At 62.1% G+C, this 13,378-nt stretch carries 15 protein-coding genes; 9 read left to right on the forward strand and 6 right to left on the reverse strand.

The features are described from left to right. Positions 1-6: 6 nt before the first annotated feature. Together AC3WUM_RS20560 and AC3WUM_RS20565 are read right to left on the reverse strand one after the other, a co-directional pair. The gene (locus AC3WUM_RS20560; RefSeq protein ID WP_492412660.1) at positions 7-453 is read right to left on the reverse strand and encodes a DUF6491 family protein; all 447 of its coding nucleotides are present in this window, start codon (positions 451-453) and stop codon (positions 7-9) included. Positions 454-589: 136 nt separating this feature from the next. Then, positions 590-1,081, reverse strand: a complete 492-nt coding sequence (locus tag AC3WUM_RS20565) for an Lrp/AsnC family transcriptional regulator (protein ID WP_492412661.1) — start codon at positions 1,079-1,081, stop codon at positions 590-592. A 152-nt stretch (positions 1,082-1,233) separates the two neighbouring features. Between AC3WUM_RS20565 and hppD the strand changes: the two genes are divergently transcribed. Genes hppD through AC3WUM_RS20590 form a run of 5 tightly spaced genes read left to right on the forward strand, consistent with a single transcriptional unit; the run spans position 1,234 to position 6,354 of the window. After that, complete coding sequence (gene hppD / locus AC3WUM_RS20570; protein ID WP_492412662.1) at positions 1,234-2,322, forward strand: 4-hydroxyphenylpyruvate dioxygenase; 1,089 nt, start codon at positions 1,234-1,236, stop codon at positions 2,320-2,322. Then, positions 2,319-2,864 (forward strand): VOC family protein, encoded by a 546-nt coding sequence (locus tag AC3WUM_RS20575; RefSeq protein ID WP_492412663.1) that lies wholly within the window; start codon positions 2,319-2,321, stop codon positions 2,862-2,864. Before hppD ends, AC3WUM_RS20575 begins: the two co-directional genes overlap by 4 nt. After that, positions 2,861-3,877 carry a fumarylacetoacetate hydrolase family protein gene (locus AC3WUM_RS20580; RefSeq protein ID WP_492412665.1) on the forward strand — a complete coding sequence of 339 codons (1,017 nt, stop codon included), beginning with the start codon at positions 2,861-2,863 and terminating at the stop codon, positions 3,875-3,877. The genes AC3WUM_RS20575 and AC3WUM_RS20580 overlap by 4 nt, the downstream gene beginning before the upstream one ends. A 55-nt stretch (positions 3,878-3,932) precedes the next feature. Continuing rightward, on the forward strand, positions 3,933-4,586 hold the full coding sequence (gene maiA, locus AC3WUM_RS20585; protein ID WP_492412667.1) for a maleylacetoacetate isomerase: 654 nt from the start codon (positions 3,933-3,935) through the stop codon (positions 4,584-4,586). 4 nt (positions 4,587-4,590) lie between these two features. Continuing rightward, entirely contained in the window at positions 4,591-6,354 is a 1,764-nt protein-coding gene (locus tag AC3WUM_RS20590) for an aromatic amino acid hydroxylase (protein WP_492412669.1), read from the forward strand. Between the two features lie 350 nt (positions 6,355-6,704). On the opposite strand, the gene AC3WUM_RS20595 is transcribed toward AC3WUM_RS20590, so the two are convergent. After that, the gene (locus AC3WUM_RS20595; RefSeq protein WP_492412671.1) at positions 6,705-7,298 is read right to left on the reverse strand and encodes a hypothetical protein; all 594 of its coding nucleotides are present in this window, start codon (positions 7,296-7,298) and stop codon (positions 6,705-6,707) included. After that, positions 7,295-8,347 (reverse strand): DNA-binding protein, encoded by a 1,053-nt coding sequence (locus tag AC3WUM_RS20600; RefSeq protein WP_492412673.1) that lies wholly within the window; start codon positions 8,345-8,347, stop codon positions 7,295-7,297. The genes AC3WUM_RS20595 and AC3WUM_RS20600 overlap by 4 nt, the downstream gene beginning before the upstream one ends. Positions 8,348-8,461: 114 nt before the next feature. On the opposite strand from AC3WUM_RS20600, the gene AC3WUM_RS20605 reads away from it, so the two are divergent. Together AC3WUM_RS20605 and AC3WUM_RS20610 are read left to right on the forward strand one after the other, a co-directional pair. Further along, positions 8,462-9,562, forward strand: coding sequence for a site-specific integrase (locus AC3WUM_RS20605; protein WP_492412675.1), 1,101 nt, complete (start codon positions 8,462-8,464; stop codon positions 9,560-9,562). A 67-nt stretch (positions 9,563-9,629) separates the two neighbouring features. Then, complete coding sequence (locus AC3WUM_RS20610; RefSeq protein ID WP_492412677.1) at positions 9,630-11,618, forward strand: AAA family ATPase; 1,989 nt, start codon at positions 9,630-9,632, stop codon at positions 11,616-11,618. On the opposite strand, the gene AC3WUM_RS20615 is transcribed toward AC3WUM_RS20610, so the two are convergent. Beyond that, positions 11,603-11,893, reverse strand: a complete 291-nt coding sequence (locus AC3WUM_RS20615) for a helix-turn-helix domain-containing protein (protein ID WP_492412679.1) — start codon at positions 11,891-11,893, stop codon at positions 11,603-11,605. The genes AC3WUM_RS20610 and AC3WUM_RS20615 overlap by 16 nt on opposite strands. 223 nt (positions 11,894-12,116) lie before the next feature. Here AC3WUM_RS20615 and AC3WUM_RS20620 point away from each other — a divergent pair, with 223 nt between their 5' ends. Both AC3WUM_RS20620 and AC3WUM_RS20625 read left to right on the forward strand, forming a co-directional pair. Next, the gene (locus AC3WUM_RS20620; protein ID WP_492412681.1) at positions 12,117-12,467 is read left to right on the forward strand and encodes a hypothetical protein; all 351 of its coding nucleotides are present in this window, start codon (positions 12,117-12,119) and stop codon (positions 12,465-12,467) included. Then, the gene (locus tag AC3WUM_RS20625; RefSeq protein ID WP_492412682.1) at positions 12,464-12,778 is read left to right on the forward strand and encodes a hypothetical protein; all 315 of its coding nucleotides are present in this window, start codon (positions 12,464-12,466) and stop codon (positions 12,776-12,778) included. Before AC3WUM_RS20620 ends, AC3WUM_RS20625 begins: the two co-directional genes overlap by 4 nt. Positions 12,779-12,873: 95 nt before the next feature. Here the strand turns inward: AC3WUM_RS20625 and cadR are convergent, their stop codons facing one another. Then, positions 12,874-13,317, reverse strand: a complete 444-nt coding sequence (cadR, locus tag AC3WUM_RS20630; RefSeq protein ID WP_492412684.1) for a Cd(II)/Pb(II)-responsive transcriptional regulator — start codon at positions 13,315-13,317, stop codon at positions 12,874-12,876. Positions 13,318-13,378: the final 61 nt, after the last annotated feature.

Raw genomic sequence — 13,378 nt, forward strand, 5'->3', positions numbered from 1 at the left:
CGCGGCCTACTGGGCCGAGCTGATCCTCTCGAGTTTCTGCAACCGGGCGATCGGGCAAGCCTGGCGGCCGGTCGGGTCGAGCGCGTAAACCGTGTCGAGCGTGGTGAGCTCGTTCGCTACATTGGTCGAAACGCGCAGGCGCTCGTGGTACTGCAGATCGGTGCACGGCGAGCTCGTGGTGATCAGGTACTGGCGCGTGATGCCGGCATCGAGGATCACGTGCCGATCGTCGACCGACTGAAAGCCCTGCACGCTATAGCCGTTGACCGAGCGCACCTCTTCGCCGGCGCGCCAGCCGCGCTCGGCGAGTTCGGCGTCGAGCGCCTTTTTCTGCAGGTCCGCATCGGCGGTGGTCGCACAGGCCGGCAAGGTCGAGACGATCATCAGCGCAGCGATGCCCCAGTGGCGAAACCGAAATGGCCTCGTGCAGCTGCTGCTGATGTCGGTGTCCATGCGCTTTCCCCCCGGCTGGCGCCTTCTTCGTGCACCGAAGATGACACCACCGTCATGAAACCGCAGCCGCCACCGGTGGGAACGACGGATTTCCTCTGCGCCGATTCCAAATTTTTATTAACGTCACCCGTGACGCTTAATTGCTCTCCCGCGTCGGGACCGGAAGCGGTCCATTGGCCTTGACGACCTCGAGGCTGAACTGCGACTCGATGCCGCGCACGCCGGGCCAGCGCAGGATGCCGCGCATGGCGATATCGGAGAAATGGTCGATGCTGCGCGCGACGACCTTGAGCATGAAGTCCGAGGTGCCGGTCATCGCATGGCATTCGATGATGTGTTCCTCGGCCTGCACGCGCGCGATGAAGCCTTCGCGCAGCCGGTCGTCCTGCTTGTCGATCGAGACCTGCACGTAGGCCGTCACCGGCAGCCCGAGCCGGCGCTGGTCGAGCCGGGCCTGGTAGCCGGCGATGACGCCGTCCTGTTCGAGCTGCTTGACGCGCCGCAGGCAGGGCGACTCCGACATACCGAGCAACTGGGCGAGCTCGACGTTGGACAGCCGGCCGTTGCGCTGGAGCTCGTAGAGGATGCGGGCCTGGCCGCGGTCGAGTCTTGAGGTGGAATCCGTCATCGAATGACTTCCATCAGGTGATTTCCACCACTTTATCCTCTTTCTCCGAATGAAATAGGAGAAATCCACCGCCTCAACGGCAGTAGCATCTTCACCAGCAGACGATCAACGAGTCGCGCGGCCAAGGCCGGCGACCACCGCGGAGGACGGCGATGTCGGATTTGTTCGAAAACCCCATGGGCCTCGATGGCTTCGAGTACGTCGAGTTCGCGGCCCGCGATCGCAGCGAACTCGAGCCTGTCTTCGAAACCCTGGGCTTCACGCGCGTGGCCGTGCATCGATCCAAGCAGGTCGACCTCTGGCGCCAGGGCGGCATCAACTTCATCGCCAACTACGAGCCGAACTGCCCGGCCGCGTTCTACGCCGAGGAGCACGGACCGTCGGCCTGCGGCATGGCGTTTCGCGTCAAGGACGCCGCCAAGGCCTACCAGCGTGCGCTCGAACTCGGCGCGCAGCCGATCGAGGTTCCGACCGGCCCGATGGAGCTGCGGCTGCCCGCGATCCGTGGCATCGGTGGCGCCACCCTGTATCTGATCGATCGCTACGACGAAGGCAGCTCGATCTACGACATCGATTTCCGCTTCATCGACGGCGTGCAACGCAAACCCGAGGGCTGCGGCTTCTCGGTGATCGATCACCTCACGCACAACGTCTATCGCGGCCGTATGGCGTTCTGGAGCCGCTACTACGAGCGCCTGTTCAACTTCCGCGAGATTCGCTACTTCGACATCAAGGGCGAATACACCGGCCTGACCTCCAGGGCGATGACGGCGCCCGACGGCCGCATCCGCATCCCGCTCAACGAGGAATCGCAGGGCGGCAAGGGCCAGATCGAAGAGTTCCTGATGGCCTACAACGGAGAGGGCATCCAGCACATCGCCTTCGCCTGCGACGATCTGCTGCAAGCCTGGGACCAGCTCAAGGCGCGCGGCCTGCGTTTCATGACGCCGCCGCCCGCGACCTACTACCAGATGCTCGGCCAGCGCCTGCCGGGTCACGGCGAACCCGTCGAGGAACTGCAGCGTCGCGGCATTCTGCTCGACGGCACGACCGAAGGCGGCGAACCGCGCCTGCTGCTGCAGATCTTCTCGGAGGCGATGGTCGGCCCGATCTTCTTCGAGTTCATCCAGCGCAAGCGGGACACCGGATTCGGCGAAGGCAACTTCAAGGCGCTGTTCGAATCGATCGAGCGCGACCAGATCGAACGTGGGGTGCTGAAGCCCAAGGAAACCGCCGCATGAACATCCAGCGCATTCACCACGTGGCGTATCGCTGCCGCGATGCGAAGCAGACCGTCGAGTTCTATCAGCGCGTGCTCGGCATGGACTTCGTCCTCGCCATCGCCGAAGACGAGGTACCGTCGACCGGCGCGCCCGATCCGTACATGCACGTGTTTCTCGATGCCGGCATGGGCAACGTGCTGGCTTTCTTCGAACTGCCAAACGCGCCCGAGATGGGCCGCGACGCCAACACGCCCGACTGGGTGCAGCACATCGCCTTCGAGCTCGGCAGCCTGGACGAGCTGCGCGAGGCGCAGGTCCGCCTGCAGCGCGAAGGCCTGTCCGTCGTCGGGCCGACCGATCACGGCATCTTCACCTCGATCTACTTCTTCGACCCGAACGGCCATCGGATCGAGCTGACGAGCAACACCTGCACGCCCGAGCAGATGGCGCAGCTCCACGACGTCGCGCCGGCCATGCTCGAAGAATGGAGCCGCACGAAGAAGGCCCCGCGTCACGCCGCCTGGCTGCATCGGAAGCACGCAGCGGAGACCGCCGCATGAAACTCGCGAGCCTGCGCGGCGGACGCGATGGAAGCCTGATCGTGGTGTCGCGCGATCTGGGCAAGGCCGTGCGCGTCGGGCATGTCGCAGCGACCCTGCAAGGCGCGCTCGACGACTGGCCGAACATCGCGCCGAAGCTGCAAACCCTCTACCATCAGCTCAATCGCGGCGAACTCACGAACAGTTTCACGTTCGATGCGAGCGCCTGCGACTCGCCCTTGCCGCGCGCCTATCAGTGGGCCGACGGCAGCGCCTACGTCAATCACGTGGAACTCGTGCGCCGTGCGCGCGGAGCCGAGCTGCCCGAGAGCTTCTGGCACGATCCCTTGATGTACCAGGGTGGCTCCGATCGCTTTCTCGCGCCGACCGACGACATCGTCGCCGACCCGAGCTGGGGCATCGATTTCGAAGCCGAGATCGCGGTCATCACCGGCGACATCGAGATGGGCGCGAACGCCGATCAGGCCTTGTCGCAGCTGCGGCTGCTCATGCTCGTCAACGACGTTTCGCTGCGCAACCTGATTCCGGGCGAACTCGCCAAGGGTTTCGGCTTCTACCAGTCCAAGCCGGCTTCGGCGTTCTCGCCGGTCGCCGTCACGCCGGACGAACTCGGCGACGCCTGGCGCGACGGCAAGCTGCATCTTCCCCTGCTGAGCCATCTCAACGGCAGTCTGTTCGGCAGGCCCGAAGCCGGCGAAGACATGACCTTCCACTTCGGCCAGCTCGTCGCGCATGCGGCGCGTACGCGCAGGCTCGAGGCCGGGACCATCATCGGTTCGGGCACGGTCTCAAACAAACAGGGGACTGCGCATGGCTCCTCGATCGCCGACGGCGGTCGCGGCTATTCGTGCATCGCCGAGCTGCGCATGATCGAAACGATCCGCGACGGCAAACCGGGCACCGGCTTCATGCGCGACGGTGATCGCATCCGCATCGAAATGCTCGATGCGCAGTCCCGAACTATCTTCGGGGCCATCGATCAGCGGGTACGATCCGTGAACCGCCCCACCTAGCTGTCATTCCCGCCTTCGCGGCAATGACAGCCAAGATTTGCGAAGGAGCCCGACATTGGCCCACGCGCTGACGCTCTACCACCACATCCGCAGCTCGGCCTCGTATCGCGTGCGCATCGCGCTCGCACTCAAGGGCCTGGACTACCGCAGCCATCTGATCGACCTGACGCGCCACGATCAGCTCGCACCGGGCTTCGCCGAAAAGAACCCCGCCAGGCTCGTGCCCGTACTGGACGACGGCGGAACGCTGATCACGCAGTCGCTCGCGATCATCGAGTACCTCGACGAGACGCATCCGCAGGTTCCGCTGCTGCCGCGCACGAATGCGGCCGACCGCGCCTGGGTTCGCCAGATCGCGCTGTCGATCGGCTGCGAAATCCATCCGCTGCAGAATCTCGGCGTGCTGAACCATCTGCGCGACGGCCTCGGCCTGGACAAAGCTCAGCGACAGGACTGGTCGGGGCACTGGATCGCGCGTGGCTTCGATGCGCTCGAACAGCGCCTGTCGGCTTCATCCCGGCGCGGCGCGTTCTGCTTTGGCGATCAGCCGTCTCTGGCCGACATCTTCCTGGTTCCGCAGATCGTCAATGCGCGGCGCTTCGAAGTCGACATGAAGCCCTACCCGATCCTGCGCGAGATCGACGACCGCTGCATGGCCCTGCCGGCCTTCGCCGATACGCATCCTTCTCAGTTTCCGGCGCGGTCTTGACGCCATGTCCACGCAAGCCGAGATCATCGCCCGCTTGCCGCGTCACCTGAGGCCTTACGCTTGCGTGCAGGATTACGCGCGCTACACGGCGCGCGATCATGCGGTCTGGCGTTTCATCATGCGCCAGCTCACGCGCTCGCTCGAGCATTCGGCGCATCCGGTGTATTTCGAAGGCCTGAAGAAGACCGGCATCCGGCTCGATCGCATTCCGTCGATCGACGAGATGAATCGCTGCCTCGAACCGTTGGGCTGGTCGGCGCTCGTCGTCGACGGCTACATTCCGACGAGCGTGTTCTCGGAGTTCCAGATGCGGCGCATCCTCGCCATCGCGATGGACATGCGCAGCATCGACAACATCCTCTACACGCCGGCGCCCGACATCGTCCACGAATCCGCCGGGCATGCGCCGTTCATCGTCGACGTCGACTACGCCGAATACCTGCAACGCTTCGGCGAGATCAGCATGAAGGCGATATCGACGCAGGCCGATCACGAGGTCTTTCTCGCGATACGCGCGCTATCCGCGCTCAAGGAAGCGCGCGACGCGAGCGATGCCGAGCTCGCGAACGCCCAGGCCCGGCTCGATGCGGCGCTCGCGGCCAACGATCATTCGTCCGAAGCCGCCAGGCTCGCGCGCCTGCAGTGGTGGACGATCGAATACGGGCTCGTCGGCGATGTTGCGAACTACAAGCTGTTCGGCGCCGGCCTGCTGTCTTCGCTCGGCGAAAGCCGCAGCTGTCTCGACGATGGCGCCGTGCGCAAGCTGCCGTTGACGGTCGAAGCCGTGAACACGCCCTACGACATCACGCGCCCGCAGCCGCAGCTGTTCGTCGCGCGCAGCTGCCAGCACCTGACACAGGTGCTCGAGGTGTTCGCGCAAGGCATGTGCTTTCGCAAAGGTGGAGCCGAATCGCTGCGCATCGCGATCGACAGCGGCTCCATCTGCACGGCCCGCTACAACTCGGGGCTCGAAGTCGGCGGTGTATTCGACCGCGTGCTGACCGACGCGATCGGCAACGCCATCTACCTGTGCACGCGCGGCCCCACGCAGCTCGCTCATCACGGACGCGAGCTGCCCGGCCACGGCATCCAGACGCATGCCGAAGGCTATGGCTCGCCGGTCGGGCGGCTGCAAGGCCTGCCGCGTTGCCTGTCGGAGTATTCCGTCGACGAACTCAAGCAGCTCGGCATCGCGATCGGCCAGAACGTACGGCTCGACTATCTGTCGGGCATCCGCGTGCAGGGACGTCTCGAAAGCCTGGCGCGCGAGAACGGTCGCAACCTGATCTTGAGCTTCGGCGACTGCACGGTGACGGGCCTGGCCGGCGAGCGCCTGTTCGAACCGCAATGGGGCCGCTACGACCTCGGCGTCGGCGAAGCCATCGTCTCGGTCACTGGCGGACCGGCCGATCGTGAGAGCCTGGCGGATGCCGACGCCCCGCCCGCCTCGGTCCGGGAGTCCACCGCGCTCGACGCAGCGGGCGTTAAGCTCGATGCGATCTACGCGCAGCTGCGTGCCCTGCGCGAAGACGGCGCACCGGCTTCGTCCGACTTGCAGTCGATCGAGAATGCGCTGCAACTCTTCCCCGACGAATGGCTTGCCCGCCTCGAACTGCTCGAGCTCGCCAGTGCGGATCGGGCCAAACGCCTGCAGTGCGAACTCGCACGGATCGCGCGATCCGACGCCGACAAGCGCCCGCTGATCGAAATGGGCCTCCGCGGAATCAGCGGATCGACCGCCAGACCCGCTCCATCCCGAGCAGCATGACGAACAGCAAAAAGTAGAGCCGGAAACGCGCGGCCACGAGCGCCACGCCCAGGGCACAGGCAGTCATCGCTCGGCCGGCATTGCCCCTGCCGTTGGGACGGGCCGTAAACCGTGCACCACCAAGTAGGGGTCATCTGACCTGAGGCGGAAAAACCCACGCTAGAAAAGCATAATAAAATCAGTTACATACGGAGTTATTTTGCGGATAGTCTTTTAATATCAATGGGTTATGGTACGTCCACAGTTGGTGTTTGATCTCGAAGAGGCAGTGGCAATGCCTGGTCGATGACGGAAAAACCCACGTTTACTGCGCCTAAAGGACAATAGCGGCACCGGCGTCGGTGACACATTTAGCCACCACGATTTTTTGCTTCTAGCGCCCCCTCCAGCCGTTGCAGTTCATCGATCAGCGGAGGAATCTCATATCGCTCACCGATGATCTCGAACACCAACGTATCCGTATAGAACGCGCGAAAGATATGGCCCGGGATTCCAGACGGCTCTATGGATCGGCCGACGTAATGCGGCAGGATGATGCCCGCGATTCCATTGGCCAGATACGCGTCCAGGCGTTCGTCGAAGTGCTCGATGGCATTTCGGAGCCTTCGGTCAGCCAATGGGCTGTCATCTTTGATTTCGAGCTGGCGTCGCAGCAACACTCCGCGGGCCTGGGTCTTCCTTGCCGCCGCCCCTTTTCCCTTCGTGGGCCAGAAATGCCGCGACACGGCGCCAGCATGGATGATCGCGTTCTGAAGATGGTTGAGGACGAAGTCTTGTTCTATTCGCTCCGGAGCGGTAGAGCCTGGTGTGAGCCCCATAGCATCACCCGCCAACTCCAGTGAGCCCAGCGCTGCACGGACGTTGAACTGCATCGCGTGGATGTAGAAGATCAGAGCCGGTGGCCAGATTGCCTCGTCAATTTCTTGGGCGGTAAGTTCGTTCACGGTCGCTGTTCGTCTTTCCGATCGAGGTTTGCCGCGTCGGCGTTGCTTCGGTGCAGCCGCAGTATTTCCGCACGAGCTTCCTCCAGTTGGGCCTGGAATGCTTGGTGTTTTCCCTCTGCGCGAGCGGCCTCGCGGACCGCGTCATCGCGTTCTCGGCGGTGCTGTTCAATTGCTTTGCGGCCGCTTTCAAGTTCGAGCTGTACCTTTTCCAAGGCGCTGCGATGCGCCGCTTCCGTCTTGGCGGATTCAACATGCAGGCGCTCCACAGCCGCTTCGGCTGCCTGTGCCGACTCCCGATACTTGATCAGCTCACGCTGCAGGGCGGCTTGGTCGGCACGTAGCGAAGCCTGCACCTTGAGAGCTTCAGACAGTGACGATTCCAGCTCTGCCGTCCGTTTGGCGGCCATCGCGGACTCACGATCACGCTCGGCCTGGAGACGCTGGTGCTGGGTTTTGTGCTCTTCAATCCTGGATAGGAAATGGCGCTCGTTGCCTTCCGATTGATCACGCAGGCGCTGTAATTCCGCCCCATGACGGGTGCTGGCGCGCTCTCGTTCTTCATCGGCCGCGCCCGCCCGGGCCTCCGCCGTCGCGGCGCGTTCGGCTTGTCCGGCCAGTTCTTTCTCAAGGCTCGCGATCCTCGTGGCCGCCTGCCGAACTTGATCCTGCAGGCGCTCGACATCATTGGTCAGGGCAGCGGCTTGGCTTCGCAGGTTGGTCTTTTCGGTCTCGAACGAGCGCCTGTCCTGAGCCAGTTGCTCACGCTCCAGTGCCATCTGGCGCTCCAAATCAACGCGCTGCTCCGTTACCTCTTCCATCGCGGTTGACCGCACTTTGTCGTACAGCTCGGCGGCAGCCGTTGCGATCGGGGCCGGCAAATTCAGTCGCCCCGGCAGCGTCTGGTAATACTCCCTCAGCAGCGTGTTCACATTGCCGGGCGAGCCGGTGCCAAGCAGTTTGCGGATGCCTTCGACCGTGGGCCGCTCGCCATCGGCCAAGAGCTGGTCCGCAGCACGGGTAACGTCCACCAAATTGACGCCAGTTCGCATCGCCAAAGCCTCCCTGATTCCGTTTTCTACGATTTCAGCGTATACCTACGTTAAGTGTTCCTTTACGTCGGTACAGTTTGTTTATCGTAATAAAATACACGTAATACGTTATAAATGAAATCCAATCCAATCCCAGAACTTTCCACCCCCATCGCCGAAGTTTCGGTCGTATCGCACCTTGAGCCTGCCGCTCTTGCGGAACAAGTCGAAGCGGCGATTCTCGATATCCGCCTGGCCGCCACCCCGTCATCGACCTGGAATGCCTACATGAAGGCGCTGCGTTACTTCAGCGCCTGGACCCAAGTTCGATTCGGGGAGCCTATGAGGCTCCCTGTATCCGAACATCGGGTGCAATTGTTCGTGATCGATCACTTTGGTCGACCCCAGCGCCAGGCCGGCGCCGAAGCGCGCTTGGTCATTCATCACGCCATGCCGGAGCAAGTCGATCAAGCATTGGTTGCGGCCGGCTTCAAAACGACGCTGGGCCGACATCGCATGACCACCATTGATCAGCGCCTGGCCGTCCTGTCATGGGCCCATGGAGAAAAAGGGCTGGAGAGCCCCTGCCGGGCACCTGCCATTCGGCGACTCCTATCGGATTGCCGGAAGCTGGCGCTTGAGTATGGCGAAGGCCCCAAATCGAAGAGTGCCGCCACACTCGACGCCCTGGAGCAGATGCTGGTGACCTGCGATGAGAGCTTGGAAGGCTTGCGAGACCAGGCGATCCTGTTGTTCGGTTGGGCCAGCGGCGGCCGCCGGCGCTCGGAAATCGCAGGTGCCGAGTACCGGGACTTCGAGTGGCTGGGAGCCGATCAGGCTGTTTTCCGCATGCGGCGATCGAAGACCGGCGACAACGGCCCGAAACCCGTAAAGGCCGAAACGGCAGCCGCCCTACGTCGTTGGCTGACCGCCGCGAATATCACCGAAGGAGCCGTTTTCCGGCGCCTTTGGGGCGCAAAGCTGGGGCCACGCCTGTCTGCCCATGCGATTGCGGCCATCGTCCAACGTCGCGCCCAGCTTGCTGGTCTGCCCGGCGATTTCGCTGGTCATAGTCTCCGGCGCGGATTCGTGACTGAGGCCAGCATGAGCGATGTCCCCTTGGCAGAAACCATGGCGATGACCGGTCACCGCATGGTGAAAAGTGTGATCCGGTACTCAGAAGTTGGTGACGTCCTTAAAAGCAAAGCCTCTGATCTGTTTCGCCGACGCCCTTGAACCACAAATTCTGCTAGAACTTCCACATCGCACGCAGCCTGCTATGCGCTAAAAACCCGGGGGGGCCATGTTTCTGACGTCCGCAACGATTCACCCATTTCGCTCGATCAACTCGAAGCAGACCATTTCTATCGATGAGCATGAAACCGTGCTGGTCGGCATGAACGAGGCTGGCAAGACCGTTTTCCTGAAAGCGCTGGAGAAATCGGCAGACGCCAAAGGTACAACGAAGTTCGATGCCGTCGAGGACTACCCACGCAAAGACTTGCCCACGTATCTGAAGCGTCACGAAACAAGTCCAGACAGCACGACCCAACTGCATTACCGGCTTTCAGAAGCGGAGCGTGCGGCGCTCAACAAAGCACTGCACGTCAACGTGCCATCAGACTTCAGCTTCTCCGTGATCCAGCACTACAACAACGCTGCCACGATCATTGTCGACGTGGAAGAGCAGCCGGTCATCAATTGGCTGGTCGCCAATACCGCGCTCAGCACGGACGCCAAAAGCGCTTTGAAATCCGCCCCCACTTTGCGTAAGGCCGTCGAGACGCTCAAAGGTTTGTCGGGTTCGCTTACCGAAGAAGATCAAAAGTTCTTGTCGGCGCTGGAAACGCGCGTCGGGAAAACAAAATGGGATTCGGTGGTGGAATGGGAAGTGTGGGTCTGGCTGAGCGCCCGGCGCCCGAAGTTTCTCTACTTCGGCGACTACGAAGTCCTTCCGAGCAAAGTCAACTTGGCCGATCTCTCGGCGCGTTACGATCGCTCCAAAACCGATGCCAAGGCACTTGAGCCCGAACACCTCGGCGTACTCGGATTGCTGCGCATGGCGGACATCGCGGTGTCTGACTTCACGGCTGACGTCGGCTACGAAACGCTGAAGGCCAAGATCGAAGGCGTCTCGATCCAGCTCACCGATCAGATCATGGAGTTCTGGAAGCAGAATGAGGACCTGGTCGTCGAGGTGGACATCAAGCCAGATCCCAAGGATGCTCCGCCTTTCAACAATGGTCCCAATCTATATCTTCGCATCAAGAACATGCGGCACCGTGGTGTAAGCACACCGTTCAAGCAGCGCAGCCGTGGCTTCATCTGGTTCTTCAGCTTCCTGGTCTGGTTCGACGATGTGCAGCAGCAGCTGTCTACCGCAGGGTTCGAAGGCGAGCGAGGACTCGTGCTGCTGCTCGACGAGCCCGGCTTGAGCCTGCATGCGCTGGCTCAAGCCGACTTCCTGCGCTACATCCACGAGCTGTCCAAGCGCTACCAGGTGATCTACACGACCCATTCTCCCTTCATGGTTGAGATGGAGCACCTGGATCACGTCCGCATCGTGGAGGACAAGGCTAAGGAAGGCACGCTGCTATCAGAGAATCTGGTCGGCTCCGACCCGCGCACGATCTTTCCGCTGCAGGCAGCGCTGGGCTGGACGATGGCTCAGAGTCTCTTCATTTCGAAACGCAATCTGCTCGTCGAGGGACCAGCGGACCTGCTGTATCTTTCGGCCATGAGTTCTCTACTCGAAGCTGAAGGCCGGGAAGGTTTGAGGGACGATATTACGATCGTGCCTACGGGCGGTCTGGACAAGATCGCCACGTTCATTGCGTTGCTCAGCGGCAACCGCCTGGAGATGGCGATCTTTCATGACTATTCAGGCTCACCGGAGCAACGGCTCGCCGAACTGGTCAAGCAAAAGATGGTTGCAGCTAAAGCCGTGATACACGCCGGCGAGTTCCGGCCTGCCGGAGGCGCCGCGTCACCAGCCACGGACCTCGAAGATTTGCTCGATCCCGTCGTCTATCTCGAATGCTTCAATCGAACCTATGCCCAAGCCCTTGGCGGCACCACCGTGACCTTGGCGGCGCTTCCGCCAGGTGATCGCATCATCGCGCGCATCGACGAGTGGTTGGCCAGTTCCGGCATCAAGCTCAAGAAAGCTGGCGGATTCAACCACTATCTGCCGGCGGTGGCCTTCTCGCAAAATCCTGGGACGACTCCGGACCCGGCTGCGTTGACGACTTTCGAGGGTCTATTCGCGCGGATCAATCAGCTTTTTCGCTGACCTCTGCCTAGACTTGAAGGACCAGCCCGGCGTAGTTCCTTGGCAGTCTGGGCAACGAGAAGCTCCGGCGGCACCCCGAGTTGTCCTGACAGGGCAAATAAAGTCCCGAGCGTCGGTTGCCGCTCACCACGCTCCAGCAGGGACACATAGGTCCGGTCAATGTCGCAAGCCAGTCCCAGCGCCTCCTGGGACTGGCCCGTTTGGGTGCGGGTTTCCCTCAGCACGGCGCCGAACGCGATTGCCACCGGGTTGCGTTGCTTGGACTTGGCCGCCATCCGGCGGACAATGAGTTCCCGACGACTATTGATCTACCGACTATAGTCTGAGATTCTAGCGGGATATCTGGGCCCTACGGCACTTGCGGGTGGTATTTCCGTGTGCGGCTGGGGCCAAACTCTCGATGCACAGCGGACAGTCCGAATTGCGAGAGAAGTACGGCGGGGTGCGTGCTTCGTGAACTTTCGACAGGACTGAGGGCAGCGCGTGTGTTTTCGATTGATGTATGAGGATTCCGAGCTTCATCTGGCCCTTCCATTTGAGGGGCACATCGAGGAGCGCCTGCTGCAGGTGATCGGCAAGGCCGAGCCGCCGGTGGCGGCCGAGCGTGGCCGAAACGATCTGGCACGGCGTATCGTTGATCTGGTCACTGCTGTGCTCGAAGGCGAGTTGCTTCCCCCGACGGACAAGCAGCTGAAGTACGCGGTCGCGATTGCCCAGGAACTCGCGCTGGAGCTTCCGGCCGAAGTTCTCCAGTACCGCGAGACGATGAAGCTGTTCCTTGGAGCCCATGCCGAGCAGTACCGTCGGCGCAAGGGCTATCCAGGTCCTTCGGCAGTGTCTCGATCATGAGTGACGAGTCTCCGGAACAGGTCGCGGCGCGAGCCAACGCTGCGTTCCTCGGCGAGACGGCCATCGACTACGGCTCAGGGTTCACTGACAAGGAATATCCCGAAATCGTCTGGTCCATGTGCGGCCTGCCGGGAACCAACGAGATCGCGGTCATCGCCGAGGTCGGCAATCTCAGACTCGGGAAGGCATGCTTCTCGGGTTTGGTTTGGCCCGCCATGATCGATCGCATCTTCGGCATCGACGTCGATGATCAGCGCGCTTGGCGTTCCAACTCTCCGAGCAGCTGTGAACCGCGAATTCGGAACGACTGATCAGGGAGGCCCTCCAAGTCCGCCAGGCTTCCTGAGGGCGCAGGTGGACGGATGGGCAAACGACCGGTTCGCGTGCCGCAGCAGGCCGGCTCGATTCAGAGCCCCGGTCTGGACGGAGTCATTGCCGGAATACTGGCGTCTCCGGCCGATAGTCCGTTGAGAATCGCGCAATGGCCCATGGTCGCCGATCGCGAGCACCGGCTCCGTAGCAGCTGCAGTTGATGCTCCAGTCGTTGAAGCTCGGCGATCCTCTCGGCCACGTGCTTGATGTGCTGATCGAGCAACTGATTGACGCCGCCGCATTCCTCGTCTGGGCCGTCGCGCAGGACGAGCAAGGCGCGGATTTCATTCAAGGTCATGTCCAGCGCACGGCAGTTGCGAATGAAGGTCAGGCGCTCAATCAAGGCCGAGTCGTAGAGCCGGTAGTTGCCAGCAGTGCGCTGTGCTTGAGGCAGAAGGCCCTCCCGTTCGTAGTACCGGATCGTTTCGGCCGGCACGTCCAGCCGGGCGGCCAACTCTCCAATCTTGAGGGCTGTCACAGAATTCTCATGTATTCGGGCTTGACCTTAAACCTACTACAAGGTGTTGAATAAGGATATC

Source organism: Hydrocarboniphaga sp. FW305-C-57 (assembly GCF_058783045.1).